The organism is Streptomonospora alba, assembly GCF_000826685.1.
In the GTDB taxonomy this organism is placed as follows: Bacteria; Actinomycetota; Actinomycetes; order Streptosporangiales; family Streptosporangiaceae; genus Streptomonospora; species Streptomonospora alba.
Genome location: NZ_JROO01000003.1, coordinates 114,546 through 136,413, shown reverse-complemented (window position 1 = coordinate 136,413; position 21,868 = coordinate 114,546). Strand labels below are relative to the sequence as shown.

Below are 21,868 nucleotides of genomic sequence, written 5' to 3'. Positions count from 1 at the left end.
TCAGCCGCGGCCGTCCACCCCGGTGAAGGCGCTTCCGAACACCCAGGTGCTCGCCTCGGACTGCTCGATCGTCTCGTTCGGATAGCCGGGCGAGAACTCCGCCGCCGCGGAAAGGCGCCCCAGCGCTTCTCCGGGCAGTACCACGTCGACCGCGCCCAGGTTCTGTCGAAGCTGGGCGGTGTCGCGCGCGCCGACGACGGGGTGGACCGCGGGGGAACGCTGACGGAGCCAGGCGAGGGCCACCTGCGAGGGTGCGGCGCCCAGCTCGGCGGCGACCTCGACGACGGCCTGCGCGGTCGCGTGGTCGCGCGGGGTCACAGAGTCCGGGGCGATCCGGCTCCCCGGCGGGGCGTCGCCGGGGCGGGTGTACTTGCCGGAGAGCACGCCGCCTGCCAGCGGCTGGTAGGCGGCCACGCTCAGCCCCGTCTCCTCGGCCATGGGCAGCAGCTCCCGCTCGACGTCGCGCTGCAGCAGGCTGTAGGGCACCTGGATGCCCGCGAACGGAGTCCAGCCGCGCCACTCGGCGAGTGTGTTGGCGCGGCTGACGACCCACGCGGGCGTGTTGGAGATCCCCACGTACAGGATCTTGCCGGCGCGGACGGCGTCGTCGAGGGCCCGCATCGTCTCCTCCACCGGAGTGTGCCGATCGCGCACGTGCACCCAGTACAGGTCGATGTAGTCGGTGCGCAGCCGCCGCAGGCTGCGTTCCAGCGACAGGACGAGGTTCTTGCGGTGGCCGCCGGCGGCGTTGGGGTCGGTGCCGTCGCGGGAGATCGTGTACTTGGACGCCAGGACGTACCGGTCGCGGCGGCCCTCCAGCAGGCCGCCGAGGACCTCCTCGCTCTCACCGTAGGCCGATGCGGTGTCGACGACGTTGCCTCCGGCCTCGGAGTAGGCGTCGAGCATCTTCCGGGCCTCGCCGGGAGTGGTGCCTTCGCCGCCGTCCTCAGCGGTGAAGCTCATCGCGCCCAGGTAGAGCTCGGAGACGCGCAGCCCGGTCCGGCCGAGCAGTCGGTAGCGCATGGGGTCCTTTCGGTCGGCGGCGCCCGCCGGGTGGTCGTGCCGTGGAACGCGGTGCGGTCATGCGACGGTGCGGGCGCTCGACTCGAAGGAGTCGGCGCCGATGCCCCAGGAGACGATCCGGCGAGGGCGGATGAGGATCCACGCGGGGCTGAACGGGAAGCCGGCGCCCAGGCGCCTCCCCGTCTCCTCGCCGCCTTCGGTACGGGTCTCGGCGCGCCCGCGGATCTCGATGCCGCGCGGGCTCCACGGGTCCAGGGAGGCCAGGTCGTCGACGACGACGGCGACCGCGGGGTCGGCCGCGGCGTCGCGGAACTTCTTGCTCGCCGCCATGTCGACTCCTCCCACGACCAGTCCCGCGTTCTCGGGGTCGTAGAAGACGCCGACCGGTTTGACCTGTGGTCGGCCGCGGGTGTCCACCGTGGCCAACCGGCCCAGGGGCTGACTGGTCAGGTAGTCGATCTCGGTATCGGTGAACGGGCTCATCGTGGGCTTCGCTCCGGATTCTGCCATCGGCGATGCCGCCGGGGATGCGGTGCGGCGCCATCCACTGTGGCCGCCCGCCCGGTGCCGGAGGGAGGCCGCAGTCAGACTGGTAGCGGCAGGGCCATGCTGGGCGGCATAGACTGCGGCCATGGGCGACAATGATCTGGGGGAGTTCCTGCGGACGCGCCGTGAGGCGGTCGCCCCCGCCCAGGCCGGGCTTCCGGCCGGCGGCAGGCGCCGCACCCCCGGACTCCGCCGCTCCGAGGTCGCCACGCTGGCCGGCGTCAGCGTCGAGTACGTGACCCGGTTGGAGCAGGGACGCGATCGCCGCCCCTCGGCCCAGGTGCTCGGCGCACTCGCCGACGCTCTGCACCTGTCCGCTGCGGAACGGCTGCACCTGCACCGCCTCACCAAGGAGGGCGGCGGCTCCCTGTGTCCCGGCTCGCGGCCGTCCGCGCCGTCGGTGCGGGCCACGGTGCACGCGCTGCTCGACCGGCTCGATCCCGCTCCCGCGGTGCTGGTCGACCGCGTGGGCGATGTACTCGCCACCACCGGCGGATTCGACCGCGTAGCCGCTCCGCTCGGCCTGCTCGACGGCGATCCGCCGAACCTGGTCCGCTTCGTGTTCACCGATCCCCGCGCGGCGGCCGCCTTCCCCGAGTGGGAACAGGTCGCGGACGAACTGGTCGCCGACCTCCGGCTCGCGACGATGCCCGCCGACCCCGTCGTGGCACACTTCGCCGAGGAGTTGTCGATCACCGGCGGGGCCGAGTTCGCCCGGCGCTGGGAGGCGCCCTCGACACTTCCGGTGCGCACCGGGCTGCGCCGGTTCGCCCACCCCGAGGCGGGGGAGTTGCGGCTGTCCTACGAGACGCTGGATCTCTCCGACACCGACGTCCTGCGCCTGATCGCCTACCTGCCCGCGGACGAGGCCGCCTCCGCGGCGCTGAGCAGTCTCACCGGCCGCCGCCCCGGTGCCCTGCGGGGGGTGCCGGGCTGAGCCGCAGCGGAGATCCGGCACGCGCTCCGGTGCCCGTGTATCCGTGATCGGTATCTGCGCCGAGTAGACGATCACCGCTCGCGCCGGGCACGGGCGCGGCGCCGGTGAATTCCCGGCTTCGGCAAGCGGGGTAGGCGATCGGCTCGGTGCCTCGAAATCCCAGGTCAGGTTATGAACCGGTTCAGTGTCGAGTGGTGGAATGCGGTTCGGTTCGGAGTCGGGTAATCAGTGTTCGCGGTTTCCGCAACTTTCGGAGTGCGCCTCTCCATTCGTCGGCCGCCCGGTCCGAATACAGGAGTCGCATTCCCGTCGCGCCGGAACCCGCTTGCGGCTAGGTCGCTCCGGTCACAGCGGTGGGCGGCGGGTCGGCGGCGAAGAGGTCCGCCGCCGTACGCACGAACAGCTCCACGGTCGGCTCGGCCGGGCCTTCCGGCCAGGCGAGGACCGTGCGGTAGGGGCTGGCGTCGGCCACCGGTATGTACACGACATCGGGGCGGGGGTTGGCCCGGGCGACGTGGCGCGGCACCAGGGCGAGCGCCTGTCCCAGGCCGACCACCTCGATGAGCTGGGAAAGGTCGTGGACGAGCGGCCCCTGGACCGCAGCGCCGGTGCCGCCGGCGGAGCCCGACCGGTCTTGGCCCGACCAGTACCGCCGACTCGCCTCGGTGTCGCCGGGCCAGGACGGGAAGGGCTCTCCGACGAGGTCGGCGCAGCGCAGCCCGCTGCGCCCGGCCAGCCGGTGGCCGACGGGCACCGCGGCGACCCGCTCCTCCGCGCACAGCGGTTGAACGCACAGCTCTGCCGGGTCGAAAGGTGTGCTGAGCATCGCGAGGTCGGCTTCTCCGCTGCGCAGCGCCGCGGCCTGGGTGCGGTATCCGGTGACCGCGATGTCGGTGCGCGCCGCCCCCGGCAGGGCCGCGTAGGCCTCGGCGATCCGCCGCAAGCACTCGGTGCTGCGGCCCGGCGCCGCGGTGACGGTGAGCGCCGGCGCCGCCGCGCCCGCCCTGCGGGTGCGCCGCGAAGCCGCGGCGGCGGCCTCCAGCACCTTGTGCGCCTCGCTGCGCAGCGTGTCGCCCGCGGGAGTCAGCCGAATGGTGTTGTGGCGGCGATGGAACAGCGGCGCACCCAGGCGCCGCTCCATCCGCCGGATGGCCCGCGAAAGGGGCGGCTGGGAGATACCCAGGCGCTCGGCCGCGCGGGAGAGATTCAGCTCCTCGGCCGCCGCCAGGAAGTAGCGCAATTCCCGTAAGTCGAACTCCTGCATACCTTTAGGGTAGCCGGGCCATCGCAATCGGTATTTCCCGTGGAGCGGGCCGCCCTGTTCAAATGGACGGCAGTCCCCCAACAAAGGAGAACCGATGAAATACCTGGTCCGCTCGGACGCCGTCCTGACCGACGCGGTGGTCCTGCTGGTGCGGCTCTGCGTCGGCGCCGTGTTCATCGCCCACGGCTGGGACAAGGTCTCCGGCGAGGGCGTCGCCGCCGTCGTGTCGAGCAACCGCGAGCTGGGCATCCCGCTGCCGGAGCTGAGCGGTCCCTTCTTGGCCTATGGCGAGCTCGTCGGCGGCGCGCTGCTCGTCCTGGGCGTCGCCACCCGGGCGGGCGCTGCGGCGCTGACCGTGATCATGATCGGCGCCTGGGTGTTCGTGCACACCGGCAGCGGGCTCATGCAGCAGAACGGCGGCTTCGAGTACGTGATGGTCCTGGCCGCCGTCAGCCTGCTGATCCTGGCGCACGGCCCGGGACGGTTCAGCCTCGACGCCGCGCTCGCCGGACTCCTCGGCGGCGGCGACGCCGAGCGCGCCGTGCGCACGGGCGGCGCCGCCGACGACGGCGCGGCCGCCGACCACCGCGCGGCCGCCGACCGGTAGCGCACCGGCGCCCGCGCCGTCGGCGGGTGTCCACACCGGTGCGGGCGCTGACCGGCGCCTCCACGCATCCGCGGCAGGCCCGGCACCGCACCCGGTGCCGGGCCGAAAAGGGCCCCGGAATGCCGCACATCGTGTGGTGTTGGCATGGGGGTGAGCCCTTCATCGTTGCGACTGTCCGTCCTGGACCGCTCCAGCGTCCGCGGGGAGCAGAGCCCGGCCGAGGCGCTGCGCGACACCGTGGACTTCGCCCGCCGGATCGAGGAACTGGGTTACCACCGCTTCTGGGTGGCAGAGCACCACAGCGTGCCCGGCGTCGCGGGGTCGGCCCCCGCGGTGCTGGCCGCGGGCGTCGCCGCGGCGACCTCCCGCATCAGGGTCGGTACCGGCGGGGTGATGCTGCCCAACCACCAGCCGCTGGTCGTCGCCGAGCAGTTCGGTGTGCTCGACGCGCTGTATCCGGGGCGCATCGACATGGGGCTGGGGCGCTCCGTCGCCTTCACCTCCGGTATCCGGCGGGCCCTGGGCCGCGGCAAGGAGGCCGCCGACGACTTCCCCGGCCGGTTGGCGCGGCTGCTCGGGTTCGTCAGCGGCGAGCAGTCCGATCACCCCGGTGTCCGCGCCGTCCCGGGGGAGCGGAGCGCGGCGGCGCCGTTCCTGCTGGCCACCGGCGAAGGAGCCGCGATCGCCGCCGACCTCGGGCTGCCGCTGGTGATCGCCCCGGTCGCCGGTGAGGACCGCATGGCAGAGCTGATCCGCCGCTACCGCGACGCGTTCCGCCCCTCCCCGTGGGCCCAGCGCCCCTACGTCGTCGTCTCGACGACCGTCGCGGTGGCCGGTACGGCCGAGGACGCGCACCGGCTGCTCGTCCCTGAGGCGTGGTCGTACGCCTACGCACGCACCCACGCCGTCTTCCCGCCGCTGCGGCCGGCTGAGGAGATCCTCGCCCGTACCATGAGCGACCGCGAGCGGTCCCGGTTCGAGGAGGCGTTGAGCGGCCACGTCTACGGCACCGGGGACCGGGTGGCCGGCGACCTGGGCGCACTGGTCGACCGGACCGGAGCCGACGAGGTCCTCGTGACGCTGAGCACCTACGACCGCGCGGAGATGCTGGACTCCTATGCCCGCCTGGCACGGGCGCTCTGACCCGACGGCCGCGTTCAGTCGATCGAGCCGCGCCGGCGCAGCTCGTCGAGGACGCGGCGCACAGCGGGCGCGCAGCGGTCCCGGTCGGCGCTGCCGAGCCAGGCCAGATCCGCGATCTCCGCCGCCGCGGCGGGCTCTCCCGTGTGCTGGGCGGTATAGCAGGCCAGGCGCACGCGCGTGCCTTCCCTGTAGCCGTCGGCGACCTCGTCCACCACGGTGAACGGCGCGAAGGTGCCCGGCCGCAGGGCCACACCCACCTCCTCGCGGGCCTCCCGGGCCACGGCGGCCTCGTCGCTTTCGCCGGGTTCGCGTTTGCCGCCGGGCAGGTAGTAGAGGCTGCGGCCGCGCGTGCGCACGCACAGCAGCCGCCGGCCGCTGACGTGCACCCAGGCGAGCGCGTCGACGACGGGTTCGTCGGCGGCCTCCGTCCGTGGTGATGCCATGCCCCGACTCTAGGGCGCCCGCAGCGAGCGAGGGACCGGCACCGCTCCACCCTGCGGTTTGCCCGGGCCGGGTGTAGCCTCCCTGCGGTCACGTCTGAAATCGCCTGAATCGGGGATCCTGCGACCGGGCCGACCTCGCCGTCGGCGCTCCCGGGGAGAACGAGGGGCAGGGTGCCGTGTGGACGCTGCGGTTCACCGGCGAGGGCGTGGCCGGCACCGGCTCCTACGGCCCGAAGGCGCTCGGCGTATCCGGCCCCGAATCCAGGGTCGGCGACGCATTCGCCGACTAGACCGAGGCTTACCGGCGCCCCGGCGGCAGCGCGGGTGCGGGCCGGCGGTACCGGGCGAAGCGGCGGGAACCTCCGAGTGTCCGCGGACGTCTGAAACGTTCGTGCAGGATCTGTTCAACACCGCGCCGATCGTCGTGAAGCAGCCCAAGCGCTTCTTCGTCGACGAGTCCGAATACCACTGCTACGACGGCCACGGCCGCCACATCGCCCACGTGCACGAGGTGGGACTCGACGGCGGCATGCAGGCGCTGCGGCTGTTCGCGGGCAACACCGCCGGGTTCGCCCGCAAGGTGATGATCAACGACGCCTGGCGGCGGCCGCAGCTGTACATCGAGAAGTCGTGGGCGATGTTCACGGCCACGACCACCGTCGCCTACCCCGACGGCCGACCGATCGGCTACATCGACCAGGACTTCACGTTCTTCAAGGCAGGCTTCCGGCTGCTGGACCCGTGGAAGCGGCACCTGGGCACGATCTCCGGAAACCTCCTGGGGTTCGAGTTCCAGATCACCGACGCCTACGAGCACGAGATCGCCCGGGTCGACCGGCGCGTGCCCGACGTCGGCGAGTTCTTCACCGCCGCCGACACCTACGTCGTCTGGCCGCGCTATCCCGCCCTCCCCGACCCCCTCAAGACCCTGGTCATCGCCTCGGGCATCACCATCGACCTGGTCCTGATGGAAGGCAAGCGCTAAGCGCAGCCAGGGGACGCGCCGGCGGTGGTGGCGGTCCCGTAGGAGAACGCGCCCCCACCGTGCGGCACAAGGGCCTCCGTGCGGGCGCGAACGCCGGCGTATGCGGAGCTAGGCGATCCTGTCCATGTGGGCGCGGTCTTCGGCGCCGAAGCGTTCTTCGAGCTCCTCGGGAGATGCGTCGACGTCGATGCGCTCCACCGGCATGCCGCGGGCGGTCTCGATGGCGCCGAGGCGGCGCAGGGCGCGATCGGTCGCGTATTCGGTGAGCTCCTTCTGGGAGAGCGCGTACTGCTTCTCCTCCTCGCTGGGCTCGGGCTCGTTGCCGCTCTGGACGACCGAGGTCACGTGGGGAAGGAGTTCGTTGAGCCGCTCGGAGACCACGTCCCAGTTGCGGGCGTCGGCGGCCACGTGGCGGCGGCAGGTGAAGGTTCCCCAGGCCATGTGCCGGCGCTCGTCGTCGCCGATGCGCTTGATGATCTCCCGCATTCCGGGGAAGATCCCGCGCGCGGTGCAGAGGTGGTTCCAGGAGTGGTAACCGGTCAGGGCCAGCGATCCCTCGACGACGTGGTTGTAGGTGACCGAGGCGCGCACCTGGTTGCTCGGACTGGGGTCGTCGGCGAGCGCGTTCAGAGCGGCGGGCAGCTCGGAGTAGAACAGGGCGCGGTAGCCGGGATTGTTCTCGACGTAGGAGTGCAGATCGTCGGTGATGCCGACGGCGTCCAGCCACATCCGGAACACCTGGACGTGCTTGGCCTCCTCGAAGGCGAACTGCGTCAGGTACATCTCGTCGCCCAGTCGGCCCTCGGCGGCCATGGCGCGGATGAACGGCTGGATGTCCTCGGTGACCGCCTCCTCGCCGGCGACGAACAGCGCGCACAGCCGCTTGATGCGCGCCTTCGCCTCGTCCGGCAGCCCGGCCCAGTCCTCGGCGTCGCGGCTCATGTCGATGTCGGCCGGATTCCAGAACTTGGCGTTGCCCTTGGCGAACAGCCGAAGCGGGAAGGAGTCCCAGTTGAGGCCGCGGGCGCGCAGCGAGTGGAAGCCCTGGCGCTGTTCGGGGGGCGAGGCGAGCGCGGCGGAGTCGGCGAGATCGGTCATGGGGGCACCTCCGAGTAGTGTTGCCCCATCATTGGACGCTGAGTGCGGCCGTGTAAAGGAGGTGTCGCCCGCCGTTACGACTCCGCGGGCGCGCGGGGCTGTCTCAGCGGTTCGCCGCCGGCGGCCCTGCCGCGGCGCGCGGCCGCCGCGGACCGCGATACGGTCGTACAGTGCGTCCGGCGGCAGCGCCTCGATCGCCCGCAGCGGCGGTGGGGGCCGTTTTCGGGGGCGCGGCGGGCGCTCCGCATGTTCATCCGTACATCTTGGTACCGGGAGACAACGTGTTCTGCGGCGAACCGGGCAGTGCCGGCTACGCGTCCTGCGCCGAACAGGAAGGGCTGTTCGCGATCGCGTCGCTGCTTCCGGCCATGCTGGCGCTGGTGCTCATGGTCGCCGCGTTCGCCACGCCCGCGCTGCGCCGGAACCCCTCCTTGCGCACTCAGACCCTCGGCTACTCCTTGATCGCCTGGTGCCTGGCCGGGTTCACCATCGTGCTGGGCGCCCTGCCGCCCTTGTAGCACGGGGCGGCCGAGGGCCACGCGCGTCCCGGCTAGAGCTCGTCGCCCGCGAGCACGTCGCCGGCGTCGGCGATGCGGTAGGCGTAGCCCTGCTCGGCGAGGAAGCGCTGCCGGTGGGCGGCGAAGTCCTGGTCGACGGTGTCGCGGGCGGTCACCGCGTAGAACCGGGCGCTGCGGGAGTCGGTCTTGGGGCGCAGCAGTCGGCCGAGCCGCTGGGCCTCCTCCTGGCGGGAGCCGAACGAGCCCGAGACCTGGATGGCCACACCCGCCTCGGGCAGGTCGATGGAGAAGTTGGCGACCTTGGAGACCACCAGTGTGTGCAGCTCGCCGGAGCGGAACTCCTCGAACAGGCGCTCGCGCTCCTTGACCCGGGTGTCGCCCTTGATCACCGGCGCCCCCAGCGACTCGCCCAGCTCGTCGAGCTGGTCGATGTAGGTGCCGATGATCAGCGTCTGCTCGCCCTCGTGGCGGCGCACCAGCTCACGCACCACCTCCGTCTTGGACGCCGAGGAGGCGCAGAAGCGGTAGCGGTCCTCGGGATCGGCCGTGGCGTAGGCCAGCCGCTCGGACTCGGTGAGGTTGACCCGCACCTCCACGCAGTCGGCCGGGGCGATCCAGCCCTGGTTCTCCATCTGCTTCCACGGTGCGTCGTAGCGCTTGGGGCCGATCAGGGAGAACACGTCGCCCTCGCGGCCGTCCTCGCGCACCAGGGTGGCGGTCAGCCCCAGTCGGCGCCGCGCCTGCAGGTCGGCGGTCATGCGGAAGATCGGGGCGGGCAGCAGGTGCACCTCGTCGTAGATGATCAGGCCCCAGTCGCGGGCCTCGAACAGCTCCAGATGGCTGTGCACGCCCTTCTTGCGCGCCGCCATGACCTGGTAGGTGGCGATGGTGACGGGGCGGATGTCCTTGCGGGTGCCCGAGTACTCGCCGATCTCGTCCTCGGTGAGATTGGTGCGGTGCAGAAGCTCGGTCCGCCACTGGTGCACCGCGACCGTGTTGGTGACCAGGATCAGCGTGGTCGACCGGGCCATCGACATCGCCGCCGCGCCGACGATGGTCTTGCCTGCGCCGCAGGGCAGCACCACCACTCCCGAGCCGCCGGAGTAGAAGTTCTCGGCCGCGTCGCGCTGGTAGCCGCGCAGCTCCCAGTCCTCCTCGGCCAGCTCGATGGCGTGCGCCTCGCCGTCGACGTAGCCCGCGTAGTCCTCGGCCGGCCAGCCCAGCTTCAGCAGCGCCTGCTTGAGGTTGCCGCGCTCGCTGGGGTGGACGGCGACGGACTCCTCGTCGATCCGCTCGCCGAGCATGCCCTTGATCTTCTTGGCGCGGACGACCTCCTCCAGCACGGCCGTGTCCAGCGCGTGCAGCACCAGCCCGTGGGTGGGGTCGGAGTGCAGGCGCAGCCGACCGTAGCGGTCCATCGTCTCGGCGATGTCGACCAGCAGCGAGTGCGGGACGGGAAAGCGCGAGTAGGTGATGAACGCGTCGACGACCTGCTCGGCGTCGTGGCCGGCCGCGCGCGCGTTCCACAGCGCCAGCGGCGTGACGCGGTAGGTGTGCACATGCTCGGGCGCGCGCTCCAGCTCGGCGAACGGTGCGATGGTGCGGCGGCACTCGTCGGCCAGCTCGTGGTCGACCTCGAGCAGCAGAGTCTTGTCGGACTGGACGATCAGGCAGGACACACGTACCTCGCAGCAGGAGTCTCGGCGGCGGTCGCCCCGGGGCGCGCCACGGCGTGCAACGCCGGTTCGGTCGGCGATATGCCCGTAGGCGCCACCGACCAACACTACGCGCAGCGCAAGAGGGGTGGTGCGGATCGGCCGAGCTGCGGAGGAACGGGGTCGGCGGGCCCGTCGGAGCCCGCGGACGGCATTCCCGATCCCGGAGCGCGGCGGTCGAGGCGGGTCGGCGGAGCGCTAGTAGAAGGAGAGGACGACCATGATCGCCGCGGTCAGGATCACCACCATCAGCGCCAGGTAGACGAGGATGCACGCCCAGGTGTAGCGGATGTAGCGCTCGACCTCCATGGGTTCGTGCAGGCGGGTGAGGGCCACGATGCCGAAGGCGATGGCGGGCACGTTGATCAGCAGGGTCAGGACCGGAAAGCCCAGGACGAAGAACAGCAGCGGGCACAGCAGCGTGAGCAGCGCGCACACCAGAGCGGCGACGGCGCTGCCGACGCGGGCGGGCGGCTCCGAGGGCGGCGGGAAGCGCGGCCCGGGGGCGGCTTGGGCGCCGGGGCCCGACGGTGCCTGGCCGTCGGGACCCGCCCGGCCCGTGCCGCCGTCGTGGTGCCACGAGACGGGCGGCGGAGCCGGTGCGAACGGGTCCTGTGCGGCGTGGCCGCCCTGGCGTGTGCGGTGCGGGTCGGCGGGGCCGAGAGCGGCCGGCTCGGCGTCCCAGAAGGAGTCGGTCCGGTCGGCCCAGAAGTCGCTCATCGGCTTGCGCCTTTCGTGCTCGGCCCGGCGAGGACGCCCCTACCCGTCGGCCGGCCGGTTCCCGCGGGGCGGTCGGGGCGCGGCCCGCTCCTGCTCACCAGCCTAATGCGGGTAGTCGGCCCCGCGCCAAGGACCAGCGGCCCCCTGTGGACGGCCGCGGCCCGCGCCCTCGCCGGGGCCGCCGACCTAGTACTGGGGAACCACGCCTTCGACCAGCGATCCCGCCTGGGTGAACAGCCACAGCGTCGACACGAGCATGACGAGGAACATCACCGCGGCCGCGCCCAGGCAGTACCACGAGTAGCGGGTCAGTGTCTCGGCTTCGACGTACCTGCCCTGGTCGCGCTTGTGGCCGGCGCGCACGGCGAAGACGATGCCGATCACCCCGAAGATCCAGTTGAAGCAGCACACGAACGTCATGGCGTGCAGGATCAGCGCCATCGTGGGGCTGCTGGCTCCCGGGGGCGGAGCAGGCCCGCCGCGGTCCGGTCCGTCGGCCCGATCGATGCCGTCGCGTTCGGGCGCCGACTCCGGCGCGGCCTCCTCCCGGACGCGCTCGCGGGGGAGGGCATCGCGTTTCCGGGGCGGCTCGTCGCTCGGTGAGGACGCGCCGGGCGGCAGCGACTGGTTGCTCATGGGGGTAGACATCCTCCTCTGGCCGACGCCGGCCGGGTCCGCGGGCCGACAGCTGTCGGGGCCGCCGCCGGCCCGTCCGCGATCGCGGCGGCCGCCCTAGCAGAACGATAGTGCGGTGCGCGGGTCCGTGGCCCGGACCGCGGGCGCCGCGATCCCCATCAGGACGCGTCCAGATCCGCTATACCGGTGATGCGGTGCACGGCGAAGCGGTGGACGGCGGCGCGGGTGGCGTCGTAGGCGGTCAGGAAGCCGCCCTCCACCCTGGCGGGCTCGACGATGCGGCTGCTGGCGCGGCCCTCGGGGTCGAGGTAGCCGATCCACACGCGTCGGCCCTGGGTGGCGGCCTCCGACAGCGCGGTCAGAGTCGCGTTGGTCGGCGAGCGCGGCGGAGCGCCGTCGGGGGCGTCGACGGGGCGGCGCGCGGTGGTGGCGGCTTCGTCGCCCGCCCGCACCGCCCGCACCGCGGCCAGGCGCAGTTGCGCGTTCGGGGCCGTGGGCTCGTCGAGGTCGCGACTGGCCGAGGCGGCGGAGGCGGGCGCCGCGCGTCGTGCGGCAGTGCCGGTGAGCTGCACCGTGCCGTCGGCGGACTCGGCCACCGGGTGGTAGCCCAGCTCCTCCAGGCGGCCCATGAGCACCGGCCGCGTGGAGCGGCTGGCGACCACGGTGGGCGCCAGCCGGAACAGCTGGAGGTCGGCCGCGCGCCGGTCGCCGGACAGCTCGTCCAGCACGGTCGGCTCGTCGCAGCGCAGGTAGCAGGAGGCGGTGCCGATGCGCAGTCGCCCGTGCCGGCGCGCGACGTCGTTGACGAGGTAGCGCAGCGGCTGGGGCAGCTCGGTCGAGGAGTGCCGTTCAAGCAGCGCGATCAGGTCGTCGGCCCCGCGCCCGGCGTCCAGGGCCCGCCGGATCGAGGACTCGGTGAAGCGGTAGACGGTCGCGCCGCCGGTCGACTCCACGTCGGCGGCCAGCGCCAGCTCACGGGCCAGCTGCGGCACCAGCGGACCGGGTGCCACGGCGGTGAGGTCGCCCTGCACCAGGACCGTCTCCAGCGGTTCGGGCAGTTCGGCCGCGAGCCGCTCGCCGGCGGAGGTCGTGTCGCGCTCGGCCAGCGGGACGTCCTCGGCGTCCAGCTCTTCGACCAGGGCGCGGGTGTGCGGGGCAGGCGCGCCGCGTCCGGTCAGGCCCAGCAGCGCGGCCTCGTTCAGCGCGGCGGAGACCAGCTCGGCATAGGCCGGGCCCTGACGGCGCGGGCGCAGCCAGGCGAGCCGGGCCGCCACCGACTCCTCGTCTGGCGCGAGGTCCTCGGGCGCGCCGGCCAGCACCCCCAGCACGTCCAGACGCACCTCCGGCGCCGAGCGCCGGTCGAGACCCTCGCCCAGCACCGGGCGGGAGCGGCCGCGCGAGTCCTTGGTGCCGCAGAGGGAAGCCACGCGAGGCGAGCGCAGCCACGCCTCGACCAGCCGCAGCCACCGGCGCTCGCCCGGGGCCTCCCGCCACAGATCGAACTCGGGGGTGGGCAGCCACTCGCCGCCGACCTCGTCGTCGGCGGCCAGCAGGCCCGCGGCGCGGGCGGTTTCGACGAACAGCGCCGCGGTCGTCTCGTCGGTGTCCAGTTCGCGGGCCGTGCGCCGCAGGTCCCGTGCGCCAAGGCCGCCGCTGCGCAGCACCCCGGGCGGTTCCTCGGCCCAGCGCTCCAGCAGCTCGGCGACCGAGCGCATGGCCGTGAAGGCCTGCCCGGCGGCCGTACGGACCACGGTCCCGGCGCTGGGCTGCGCACCGGTGAGCCGCGGCGGATCGGCCTCCACCTGCTGGAACAGCGCACCGCCGCGCAGATGCAGGGCGATCTCGCGCGGCAGCACGACGGTGTCGGCGGCGGTGGGCACGAGCAGGCCCAGCGACAGCAGCCGGTCGATGGGCGAGGCGGCCGCGCTCAGGGCGCCGCCGCGGTCGGAGGCGCCCTGGACCGTGCCCTGCGGCGGACCCCACATCAGCCGGTCGAGCACCGGCCGCGCCTCCGGACCGGCCAGGTCGAGCGCCTTGTCCACTCCTGCGGCATCCCCCAGGGCGGCGGCGATGGACTCGGCCGGGCCGCCGCCGGCGGAGCGGCCGGTGCCCAGCCCGAGCGCCCCGGCGACGCGATCGAGGGCATCGGCGGGGCGCTCGGCCAGCACGGCCCGTAGCGGCTGCCCCAGCCCGGCCGGAGTGCGCAGGATGTCGCCGAGGATGCTCACCGGCCGCAGCCGGGGGCCGTCCTCCCACACCAGCGCGCCGGCCAGCAGGCCCGAGACCGCTTCGTCGAGTCTGTCGGTTCCGGCCCCCAGAGCCGCGGCGAGTCGGCCGCGTTCGACCCCGGCGGCACCGCCGAGGCGCTCGTCGCCCAGGGCGACCAGGCCCTCCAGCACCTGCAGCCCGAACCGGTCCAGCCGGTCCAGCACACGCAGGACCGCAGGGCGCGCTGTGGCGCGCGAGGCCAGGGCGGCGATGTCGGCGGGGACGGGGGTGACCAGGTCGGGCCGCAGCGCGAAGAGCGCAGCGAGTTGCGCGTCGGTCCTGTTCCGCAGCCATGCGGTGAAAGTGGGAGGACGCCCGCCCGTGTCGCGCCCCGCATCCGCGTCGTCGATCATCGCTTTCAACGCTATGCGATGGCGGTCCCCGACCCGGGGGCCGCTGTCAATCGAAGTCGATACGCACGGACTCGACGCCGTCGAGCGCGGGCATCCACTGGCTGTCGTCACGCCCGGCGCCGACCACGTGGCCGGTGCAGTCGGGACCGGAGTAGAAGTGGTAGGTGGCGATGGGCTCGGCGTCGGCGAAGGTGATCGAGCGGCTGCGCTCGTAGGTGTGGCAGCCGTCGGCGACGCGCATCTCGTGGTAGCCGACGCCGGGGGCGGCGTAGACCTCCAGTCGGCCGGCGTCCGCGCCGGGGGCCGTGGCGGTCGGCTGCGCGGCGGCGGGGGCGGGCGAGGCGAGGGCGGCCGCGGCCAAGGCGGCGCCGGCCAGGGCGAGAATGCGGGTGGGCATGCTGCCTCCTGTATTTCGGTCGGGTAGCCGGTCGGATGTCGCTCGGCACCGGTCGTGTAGTGCGGGGAACACCGGGGTGCCCTCATTCATACATGCCGAAGAGTGATAACGTCGGCACTTTCGGTAGCGGTTTTCGGATTTCCCTGTGGTCCGCAATTCAGCGCGCCCGGTCGGTGGCAGCTGAAATCCCGTGGGGCTGCCGGTGATCTTGCGGCAGTATTGGTGTTATGACCGAGCAGGCCGCCCAGCTGGTACTGCACTACCTGTCGCGAGTCGCCGACGCCGCGTACGGGGCCGTGCCCGCCCGGCGCCGCGCCGCCTACCTCGCCGACGTGCGCTCGCGGGTCGAGCGCGCATGCGCCACGGGAGGCGCGGAGACCCCCGAAGACGTGCGCCGAATCCTGCGTGGTTTCGGGCGTCCGGCCGACCTGGTGGCTCACGAACTCGCAGCCGAAATCAACGACAGATCCGACGGAGTCGACCCCGACCCCGACGTCGCCCCTCTCGCGTCAGGCGATACCGAGGACGGGACCGCGCAGGGCGCCGCCGAAGAGCGCGAGCGCGTCGTCTCCACCCCGGACAACCGCCCGGTTCGCGAACCTCCGCCCTGGCGCTCCGGCTCCAACGGCGGCGCTCGCACGCGCAGCCGTCCGGCCGCCGGCGCCGCAGGGCGGTCTCCGCGCGGCGACACGCTGTCCGCCCTTCCGGCGGCGCTGCGGCGACACCCCGGTGAGGCCCTCGGCGTCGGGCTCTACCTGGCCGCGGGCGCGTTCGGCGTGCTGGCCGGGGCCTGGCTGATCGGCGCGGCGGTCGTCGCGCTGAGCCGGGTGTGGACGGGGCTGGACAAGGCGATCGGCCTCGGTGCGCCGATCCTGGCCACGCTCGTGGGCATGGCGCTGTGGGAGAGCGGTGTCGAGCACATCCACGTCGACCAGATCATCTGGGAGTCGCTGACGGACACCGGAGTGGTGGGCCTGCGCTTGGCCGGTCTGGGAACCGGGCTGTTCCTGGCGCTGCGACTGACCAGGCTGTGATCCCCGTCGGCCGGCCGCGCCAATCCCGGGCAAGCGGCGGCCCCCTGGGGTCAGCTGCATGCCAAGTCTCCGGAATTTCCGCGTTGACCTGCGTTTTCCGGCGCGTCGAGATCGGAGCGGCGGGTGAAAATGCAGGTGTGTCCGAACTCGGTCGCGTGCGGCCGAGGGACACTGAGCGGCATTGCGCCGTCACAGGTCGGTGGTGTGTATCCGGTGCCGCCGGGTCCCGTCCCACAACTCCGCAACCAGCGGCATCGGCGAGCGCCTCCGACAGAGGGGCCCGGAGAGCCGCATCCGGGCCCCTCTTCCATGCCGACGGTGCGTACTGGCCGGTTACGGTCGGCCGCTCTGCACTCGAAACGGGCGTTTCGGCCTTTCGTGCGGTAAGCCGCCGGGTTACTGGGAAAAGTGACGATGCGAAGCTCTCCTCTGCGGGAGCGGTGGAGGGCGACGGGCGGCGAAGCAGAGCACTAGCCTGAAAGGGCCCCGAGGAAGGTCGGGAGGCGCCGGACGGCGGCTCCCTGTGCCTTCGACGAACTTCGACGGCGAGAGCGTGAGGTCACACGTGCCCACCGGCAAGGTCAAGTGGTACGACAGCGAAAAAGGTTTCGGCTTTCTCACCCGCGACGACGGCGGTGAGGTCTTCGTGCATTCCTCGGCGCTGCCCAGCGGAACGGAGTCGCTGCGTTCAGGGCAGCGCGTCGAGTTCGGCGTCGTCGAAGGGCGCAAGGGTGCACAGGCGCTCCAGGTCAAGCTGCTGGACACGCCCCCGTCGGTGGTGAAGGCCCAGCGCAAGAGGCCGGACGAGATGGTCGTCATCGTTGAGGACCTCATCAAACTCCTCGACGGAGTGTCCGAAACCTATCGCCGAGGCAAACATCCCGAGCGCCGCGAGGCCGGCAAGATCGCGCAGGTGCTGCGCAAGGTCGCCGACGACCTGGAGGCCTGACCGCCGGCCGCCGCGGAGCGCGGACCGCCCTCGCCGGTCTCCGCCTGCCCCCCTAGGCCGACGCGGTGGCGGGCGCACGGAGCGGCGTGACCCCCGCCACATTCGCGGGCGGTGCGCGCCCGACCGGGCCCCATCCGGCGTAACGGTCGACTATCGATCGGTATCGTGGTCGTGTTGGTGCCCGTTATCAGCGAAAATGGAAATGTGAGCCCTAGCCGCCGTTCTCCCGCACCAGACAAGGCATGCATCGAAGCGGTCGACGTCGCCCGCTCCGGGGCCGTCGAGATCGGCCGCCCGGAGTGGGTCGGTGAACACCTCTCCGCCTATGTCGAGGGTGACCGCGTCGTCACCCACCTGTTCGCATGCCTCGACCCCGCTTACTCGGGGTGGCGCTACGCCGTCACCGTGGTCCGCGCCGCGCGTGCCAAGAAGGTGACGGTCAACGAGGCCGTCCTACTGCCCGGATCCGACGCGCTGCTGGCGCCGGAGTGGGTGCCCTGGAAGGAGCGCCTGCGCCCCGGCGACCTCGGCGTGGGCGACCTGCTGCCCAGCGCCGACGACGACGATCGGCTCAAGCCCGGCTACGCCCAGGTTCCCGACGACGAGCTGGAGGAGGAGGGCCTCGACCGGCAGATGGTCTGGGAACTCGGCCTCGGCCGCCCGCGGGTGCTCTCCGAAGCCGGGCGCGAGTCCGCCGCCCAGCGCTGGTACGACGGCGAGTCCGGCCCGCGCAGCGCCATCGCCTCCGCGGCGCCGGCCCCGTGCGCCACCTGCGGATTCCTGACCCCGCTGGCCGGGGAGTTCCGCCAGATGTTCGGTGTCTGCGCGAACGAGTACGCCCCCGACGACGGCCGAGTCGTCTCCCTCGACCACGGGTGCGGCGCGCACTCCGAGGCCTCTCAGCGGGCGGCCCCCGCCGAGGCCCCGCTGCGCCCCGTCGTCGACGAACTGGGGTACGACCACATCGTCTTCGACGACACCAGCGAACTGGAGTTGGTCTCCGCCGACGGCTGACGCCGACAGCCGACCCGGTATCCGCGGCCGGAACCGTGTGCGGCGCGGCGGCGTCCCAGTAGTGCGGCTGAACGGCCGCCGCCGCGCCGAAATCGTCGCGTCGCACAGCCGGGCCGGGTAGAGCCCGGCCTGAACCGGAACGTGAAAGGGGCCGCCATGCGCAGCCAGCTGTTCGAACAGGTCCAGGAGTCCCCGCACGGCGGAATGGCGCTGCAGAATCCCAAGATGCTCAAGGTCGGACTCGACGGCGACGTCTACGCGCGCCAAGGGTCGATGGTGGCCTACCAGGGCGAGATCGACTTCGCCTACAAGGGCTCGGGCGGGATCGGCAAGTTCTTCAAGAAAGCCGTAACCGGTGAGGGCGTGCCGCTGATGACCGTCTCGGGCCGGGGCGACGTGTTCTTCGCCCGCGAGGCCTGGGACGTCCACATCGTCGATCTCGAAGGCGACTCCCTCACCGTCAACGGCGAGAACGTGCTGGCCTTCGAATCGGGCCTGGACTGGGATGTCAAGGCCGTGGAGGGTGCCGGGCTGGCCGCCGGAGGCCTGTTCAACACCGTGTTCACCGGCCACGGGCGCATCGCCGTCACCTGCCACGGCACGCCGGTGCTGCTCAACGTCGACCAGCCCACCTTCGTCGACACCCAGTCCGCCGTGGCCTGGGCCTCCAGCCTGAAGACCGGCGTCCGCCGCACCGCCAAGGCCGGCGCGCTGATCGGGCGCGGCAGCGGCGAAGCCTTCCAGCTCGCATTCGAAGGCCGGGGATTCGTGCTCGTCCAGGCCTCCGAGGGCGCCCCGCCCGCGCCCTCCCAGTAGTTCCGACCACAGAGCCGTCCCGGCGGGGCCCCATCGGCGCTCCGGGGCTTTCGTCCTCTTCCCCGCGGGTAGACGGACCGCGATCATGCGCTATCCGCGGCCCGGCGCCTCCGCCCGGGCCCGGCGCGGCCCCGGCGCTGTCCGGCTGAGAATCGTGCCGCGGTTCGCGTACGGTAGTTCAGCACCGATGCGGGAGGAGCTCCCATGGCCCTGTCACACACCGACCCGTTCGGCACCGCCGAGCAGCGGCGGCGTGTCCTCGACGGCTGGGCCGACGCCCCCGCCCGGTTCCGCGAGGACGCCAACGCCGAGGAGGACTACGCGCTCGGCGCCTACCGCGACCGCGCCGTCGTCGAACTGGCGCAGAACGCCGCCGACGCGGCGCGGCGCGCGGGCACACCCGGGCGGCTGCGCCTGGAACTGCGCGGCCGCAGCTTCAGCGCAGCCAACACCGGAGCGCCCCTGACGGCCGCGGGGGTGGAATCGCTGTCCACTCTGCGCGCCTCGGCCAAACGCGACGAGGGCGCCCCCGGATCCACGGGCCGCTTCGGCGTGGGCTTCTCCGCCGTAGCCGCCTTCAGCGACGACATCACCGCGGCTTCCGCGACGGGCGCAGTGCGCTGGAGCCGCGACCTCGCCCGCTCCGAGCTTGAGGCGGCGACCGCCGACGGGCGCGCCCCCGGGCTCGCCGAGGAGTCGGCGCGGCGCGGCGGCCACCTGCCGCTGCTGCGGTTGCCGTTCGCCGCCGACGCCGAGCCCGCGGCGGGCTACGACACCGAAGTCGGCCTCGTGCTGCGCGACGCCGAGGCGGCCGACCGGCTCCGGGAGCTGCTGGAGGCCACCACCCCGGCCCTGCTGCTGGCGCTTGAGGACCTCGCCGAGATCCGGGTGTGCACCGACGCCGGTGAGCGGATCCTCACCCGAGAGCCCGGCCCCGGCGGGGACGTCCTCACCCGTGTCGAGCACCGGGCGCCGCATGCGGCCGGAGAGGCCGCGCAGGAGGCCCCCGAGGACCGCGCCTCCGACGCCCACACGGTGCGCTGGCGCACCGTCTCACGCACCGGCAGATTCGACCCCGCCGTGCTGGCCGACCGGCCCAGCGAGGAGCGCGGCCGCCTGGACTGGACGCTGACCTGGGCCGTGCCCGTCACCCCCGAGGGCGGCGTCGCGCGGCTGCCCGAAGACGTCGCCGCGGTGGTGCACGCGCCCACCCCCACCGACGACACCCTCGCGCTGCCGGCACTGCTCATCGGCGCCTTTCCGCTGGGCCCCGACCGCCGCCGCGTCGCCGCCGGCCCGGCAGCCGAGGCGCTCGTCGCCGAGGCCGCCGAGGCCTACTGCGACCTGCTCTGCCGCCTCGACGCCCGCGCCGCACTGGAACTCGTGCCCCAGTCGCCGATGGGCAGCGGCGAGTTCGACGGCCGCTTCCGCTCCGCCACCGCCAAGACGCTGCCGGACACCCCGTTCCTGCGCACCTTCGGCGGCGACCCGGTGCGCCCGCGCGACGCGGTCGTGCTCGACGGCGGGCCCGAGGTCGTCTCCGTGCTCTCCGAGGTGGTCGCCACGGCTTTGCCGGGCGATCTGAACCCCTACCACCCGGCGCTGGCCCAGCTGCGGGTGCGCCGGCTGGGCCTGGCCGAGCTGGCCGACCTGCTCGGCGATCTCGACCGCGAGCCCGCCTGGTGGACGCGGCTCTACGCCGCCCTGCGCGCGGCCGGGCAGAACGGCGTCGACCTCGGTGAACTCGGCGCGCTGCCGGTGCCGCTGGCCGACGGCCGACTGGTGCGCGGCCCGCGGGGGCTGCTCCTGCCCGCCGCTGACAGCTTCGGCGCCGCCGAGGCCGCTCAGCTGGCCCCGCTGGGACTGCGCATCGTGCACCCCGAGGCCGCCGACCCGCTGCTGGAGCGGCTGGGCGCCGTCGAGGCAGGGTCTTCTGCGGTCCTGGCCGACGCCCAGACCCGCGCGGCGGTGGAGAACTCGCTGGACGCCGACGCCCCCGAGACCGTCTCGGGCCCGGTCCTGGACCTGGTGACCCTGGCGGAGACCACGGTGGACGACGCGCCGTGGCTGGCCGAGCTGGCGCTGCGCGACGACGAGGGCGGCTACTCCGTGGCCGGAGAGCTGCTCCTGCCCACCAGCCCGCTGCGCGAGATCTTCGTCGACGACGCCCCGTTCGGAGTCGTCGCCGCCGACCTCGTCGAGCGCTACGGCGAGCCCGCCCTCGCCGCGGTCGGCGTGCTCGACTCGTTCACGCTGGTGCGTACCACCGACCTCACCCTGGGCGCCGCCCTGGAGGAGGCGCGCAGCGGAACCCGGCTGGAAGGGCTCGACGGCCTGGACGAATGGGCCGAGGAGGTCGCCGAGCGGATGGGCGACCCCGACCTGCCGCCCGTCGTCACCGAGTTCACCGCGGTCGCCGACCTCGAGTTCGTCCGCGAGGACCGCTGGCCCCGAGCCTTGGAGCTGCTGTCGGGGCAGCGGCTGCGCGAGACCGTCACCGCGCCGGCGCGCGTGCTGGGCGAGCGCGGGCAGGTCGTCGACGTGCCCTCCTACACCGCCTGGTGGCTGCGCACCGGCGCCGTCCTCGACGGGCGGCGCCCCACCGACCTGCGCACCGCCGACGCCGACGCCGTGCTGGCCGGACTCTACGACCCCGCGCCGGGCGGGCTCGACGACGCGCTGGCGGCCGCGCTGGGGGTACGCTCCCGCCTGGCCGACCTGCTGGCCGAGACCGACGGCCCCGACGATCTGCTGGAGCGCATGGCCGATTCGCGGCGCCACGTCGACCGCCGGGCGCTGCGCGAACTGTGGATCGCGCTGGCCGAGGTCGACGCCGATCGCGTCGCCCCGCCCGAACGGGTCCGCGCCGTCCACGGCGGCGCGATCGTGCTGGCCGATCCCGAGGACGCGGTCGTGGTCGACAGTCCCGACCTGCTGCCGCTGCTGGGCGGGCACCCGGCCGTGCTGGCCCCGGCGCACTCGGCGGCCGCACTGGCCGACGTGCTGGACCTGGCGCTGGCCGGCGAGGAGATCGAGGGGGAGGTCCAGTCCACGGGCGAGGTGCTGCCGGTGCCCGACGAGGTCGCCGCGTTCCTGCCCGGCGCGCTGCTCACCTACGTCCACCACGAGGAGTTGATCGTGGACGGCACCGCCGTGGAGTGGTTCTGCGACGGCCAGACCGGCCACGCCTCGACCACCGACGGCCTGGCCCGCACGCTGTGCTGGCTCGCCGACCGCTGGGAGTCCCGCCACCTGATCGCCGCGGTCCTGCGCGACCCCAAGGCCCTGCCGGTCCTGCTGGCCGAGGCCGACCTGGACTGAGCACGGGGGGCGGGCCGGCGGCGACCGGTCCGCCCGCCTCGACCGGGAGCCGGGCACCCCTGGAGCACCGGATTCCGCGCG

Annotated in this window: 21 protein-coding genes; 11 read left to right on the top strand and 10 right to left on the bottom strand. The window is 73.3% G+C overall.

All coding sequences use genetic code 11. The annotated features are described in order from the left end of the window. Positions 1-1,023 (bottom strand): aldo/keto reductase, encoded by a 1,023-nt coding sequence (locus tag LP52_RS01345; RefSeq protein ID WP_040269984.1) that lies wholly within the window; start codon positions 1,021-1,023, stop codon positions 1-3. Positions 1,024-1,080: 57 nt separating this feature from the next. Beyond that, the gene (locus tag LP52_RS01340) at positions 1,081-1,533 is read right to left on the bottom strand and encodes a PPOX class F420-dependent oxidoreductase (protein WP_202966029.1); all 453 of its coding nucleotides are present in this window, start codon (positions 1,531-1,533) and stop codon (positions 1,081-1,083) included. A 121-nt stretch (positions 1,534-1,654) separates the two neighbouring features. On the opposite strand from LP52_RS01340, the gene LP52_RS01335 reads away from it, so the two are divergent. Next, positions 1,655-2,506, top strand: a complete 852-nt coding sequence (locus tag LP52_RS01335; protein WP_040269980.1) for a helix-turn-helix domain-containing protein — start codon at positions 1,655-1,657, stop codon at positions 2,504-2,506. Between the two features lie 331 nt (positions 2,507-2,837). Here the strand turns inward: LP52_RS01335 and LP52_RS01330 are convergent, their stop codons facing one another. Next, complete coding sequence (locus tag LP52_RS01330; protein ID WP_040269978.1) at positions 2,838-3,770, bottom strand: LysR family transcriptional regulator; 933 nt, start codon at positions 3,768-3,770, stop codon at positions 2,838-2,840. Positions 3,771-3,864: 94 nt separating this feature from the next. On the opposite strand from LP52_RS01330, the gene LP52_RS01325 reads away from it, so the two are divergent. Next, a complete protein-coding gene (locus LP52_RS01325) occupies positions 3,865-4,377 on the top strand; it encodes a DoxX family protein (RefSeq protein ID WP_084722780.1) in 513 nt (170 codons plus the stop codon). Positions 4,378-4,542: 165 nt separating this feature from the next. Then, the gene (locus tag LP52_RS01320; RefSeq protein WP_238580679.1) at positions 4,543-5,520 is read left to right on the top strand and encodes an MsnO8 family LLM class oxidoreductase; all 978 of its coding nucleotides are present in this window, start codon (positions 4,543-4,545) and stop codon (positions 5,518-5,520) included. 14 nt (positions 5,521-5,534) lie between these two features. Here the strand turns inward: LP52_RS01320 and LP52_RS01315 are convergent, their stop codons facing one another. Then, positions 5,535-5,963: an NUDIX hydrolase gene (locus LP52_RS01315; protein ID WP_040269974.1), complete on the bottom strand. Its 429-nt coding sequence runs from the start codon at positions 5,961-5,963 to the stop codon at positions 5,535-5,537. A 104-nt stretch (positions 5,964-6,067) separates the two neighbouring features. Here LP52_RS01315 and LP52_RS28830 point away from each other — a divergent pair, with 104 nt between their 5' ends. Both LP52_RS28830 and LP52_RS01310 read left to right on the top strand, forming a co-directional pair. Next, a complete protein-coding gene (locus LP52_RS28830; protein WP_338011607.1) occupies positions 6,068-6,253 on the top strand; it encodes a hypothetical protein in 186 nt (61 codons plus the stop codon). Between the two features lie 101 nt (positions 6,254-6,354). After that, entirely contained in the window at positions 6,355-6,948 is a 594-nt protein-coding gene (locus LP52_RS01310; protein WP_040269972.1) for a phospholipid scramblase-related protein, read from the top strand. Positions 6,949-7,056: 108 nt separating this feature from the next. Here LP52_RS01310 and LP52_RS01305 read toward each other — a convergent pair whose 3' ends face one another. Continuing rightward, entirely contained in the window at positions 7,057-8,046 is a 990-nt protein-coding gene (locus LP52_RS01305) for a R2-like ligand-binding oxidase (RefSeq protein WP_040269970.1), read from the bottom strand. A gap of 281 nt (positions 8,047-8,327) precedes the next feature. On the opposite strand from LP52_RS01305, the gene LP52_RS01300 reads away from it, so the two are divergent. Next, the gene (locus LP52_RS01300) at positions 8,328-8,564 is read left to right on the top strand and encodes a hypothetical protein (protein WP_040269968.1); all 237 of its coding nucleotides are present in this window, start codon (positions 8,328-8,330) and stop codon (positions 8,562-8,564) included. A gap of 32 nt (positions 8,565-8,596) precedes the next feature. On the opposite strand, the gene LP52_RS01295 is transcribed toward LP52_RS01300, so the two are convergent. The 5 genes from LP52_RS01295 to LP52_RS01275 all read right to left on the bottom strand — a co-directional run bounded on the left by LP52_RS01295 (position 8,597) and on the right by LP52_RS01275 (position 14,653). Beyond that, positions 8,597-10,243, bottom strand: a complete 1,647-nt coding sequence (locus tag LP52_RS01295) for a DNA repair helicase XPB (protein WP_040269966.1) — start codon at positions 10,241-10,243, stop codon at positions 8,597-8,599. A 234-nt stretch (positions 10,244-10,477) separates the two neighbouring features. Next, complete coding sequence (locus LP52_RS28140) at positions 10,478-10,999, bottom strand: hypothetical protein (RefSeq protein WP_238580678.1); 522 nt, start codon at positions 10,997-10,999, stop codon at positions 10,478-10,480. 186 nt (positions 11,000-11,185) lie between these two features. Then, positions 11,186-11,635 (bottom strand): CD225/dispanin family protein, encoded by a 450-nt coding sequence (locus tag LP52_RS01285; RefSeq protein WP_040269964.1) that lies wholly within the window; start codon positions 11,633-11,635, stop codon positions 11,186-11,188. 158 nt (positions 11,636-11,793) lie between these two features. Beyond that, complete coding sequence (locus tag LP52_RS01280; RefSeq protein ID WP_052809285.1) at positions 11,794-14,256, bottom strand: helicase-associated domain-containing protein; 2,463 nt, start codon at positions 14,254-14,256, stop codon at positions 11,794-11,796. 46 nt (positions 14,257-14,302) lie between these two features. After that, positions 14,303-14,653, bottom strand: a complete 351-nt coding sequence (locus tag LP52_RS01275) for a hypothetical protein (protein ID WP_040269962.1) — start codon at positions 14,651-14,653, stop codon at positions 14,303-14,305. Between the two features lie 227 nt (positions 14,654-14,880). Between LP52_RS01275 and LP52_RS01270 the strand changes: the two genes are divergently transcribed. The 5 genes from LP52_RS01270 to LP52_RS01250 all read left to right on the top strand — a co-directional run bounded on the left by LP52_RS01270 (position 14,881) and on the right by LP52_RS01250 (position 21,787). Then, positions 14,881-15,687, top strand: a complete 807-nt coding sequence (locus tag LP52_RS01270; protein ID WP_040269961.1) for a hypothetical protein — start codon at positions 14,881-14,883, stop codon at positions 15,685-15,687. 565 nt (positions 15,688-16,252) lie between these two features. After that, a complete protein-coding gene (locus LP52_RS28645) occupies positions 16,253-16,636 on the top strand; it encodes a cold-shock protein (protein ID WP_040270062.1) in 384 nt (127 codons plus the stop codon). Between the two features lie 204 nt (positions 16,637-16,840). Beyond that, positions 16,841-17,650 (top strand): DUF3027 domain-containing protein, encoded by an 810-nt coding sequence (locus LP52_RS01260; RefSeq protein WP_193789926.1) that lies wholly within the window; start codon positions 16,841-16,843, stop codon positions 17,648-17,650. Positions 17,651-17,806: 156 nt separating this feature from the next. Next, complete coding sequence (locus LP52_RS01255; RefSeq protein WP_040269959.1) at positions 17,807-18,466, top strand: AIM24 family protein; 660 nt, start codon at positions 17,807-17,809, stop codon at positions 18,464-18,466. A gap of 204 nt (positions 18,467-18,670) precedes the next feature. After that, positions 18,671-21,787: a sacsin N-terminal ATP-binding-like domain-containing protein gene (locus LP52_RS01250; RefSeq protein WP_040269957.1), complete on the top strand. Its 3,117-nt coding sequence runs from the start codon at positions 18,671-18,673 to the stop codon at positions 21,785-21,787. Positions 21,788-21,868: the final 81 nt, after the last annotated feature.

What these genes read in the sequence shown, in the direction of transcription:
- LP52_RS28140 (WP_238580678.1), bottom strand. Translation starts at nt 10,999, where the DNA reads ATGAGCGACTTCTGGGCCGACCGGACCGACTCCTTCTGGGACGCCGAG.
- LP52_RS01345 (WP_040269984.1), bottom strand. Translation starts at nt 1,023, where the DNA reads ATGCGCTACCGACTGCTCGGCCGGACCGGGCTGCGCGTCTCCGAGCTC.
- LP52_RS01325 (WP_084722780.1), top strand. Translation starts at nt 3,865, where the DNA reads ATGAAATACCTGGTCCGCTCGGACGCCGTCCTGACCGACGCGGTGGTC.
- LP52_RS01255 (WP_040269959.1), top strand. Translation starts at nt 17,807, where the DNA reads ATGCGCAGCCAGCTGTTCGAACAGGTCCAGGAGTCCCCGCACGGCGGA.
- LP52_RS01275 (WP_040269962.1), bottom strand. Translation starts at nt 14,653, where the DNA reads ATGCCCACCCGCATTCTCGCCCTGGCCGGCGCCGCCTTGGCCGCGGCC.
- LP52_RS01340 (WP_202966029.1), bottom strand. Translation starts at nt 1,533, where the DNA reads ATGGCAGAATCCGGAGCGAAGCCCACGATGAGCCCGTTCACCGATACC.
- LP52_RS01330 (WP_040269978.1), bottom strand. Translation starts at nt 3,770, where the DNA reads ATGCAGGAGTTCGACTTACGGGAATTGCGCTACTTCCTGGCGGCGGCC.
- LP52_RS01280 (WP_052809285.1), bottom strand. Translation starts at nt 14,256, where the DNA reads ATGATCGACGACGCGGATGCGGGGCGCGACACGGGCGGGCGTCCTCCC.
- LP52_RS01315 (WP_040269974.1), bottom strand. Translation starts at nt 5,963, where the DNA reads ATGGCATCACCACGGACGGAGGCCGCCGACGAACCCGTCGTCGACGCG.
- LP52_RS01250 (WP_040269957.1), top strand. Translation starts at nt 18,671, where the DNA reads ATGGCCCTGTCACACACCGACCCGTTCGGCACCGCCGAGCAGCGGCGG.
- LP52_RS01305 (WP_040269970.1), bottom strand. Translation starts at nt 8,046, where the DNA reads ATGACCGATCTCGCCGACTCCGCCGCGCTCGCCTCGCCCCCCGAACAG.
- LP52_RS01270 (WP_040269961.1), top strand. Translation starts at nt 14,881, where the DNA reads ATGACCGAGCAGGCCGCCCAGCTGGTACTGCACTACCTGTCGCGAGTC.
- LP52_RS01335 (WP_040269980.1), top strand. Translation starts at nt 1,655, where the DNA reads ATGGGCGACAATGATCTGGGGGAGTTCCTGCGGACGCGCCGTGAGGCG.
- LP52_RS01285 (WP_040269964.1), bottom strand. Translation starts at nt 11,635, where the DNA reads ATGAGCAACCAGTCGCTGCCGCCCGGCGCGTCCTCACCGAGCGACGAG.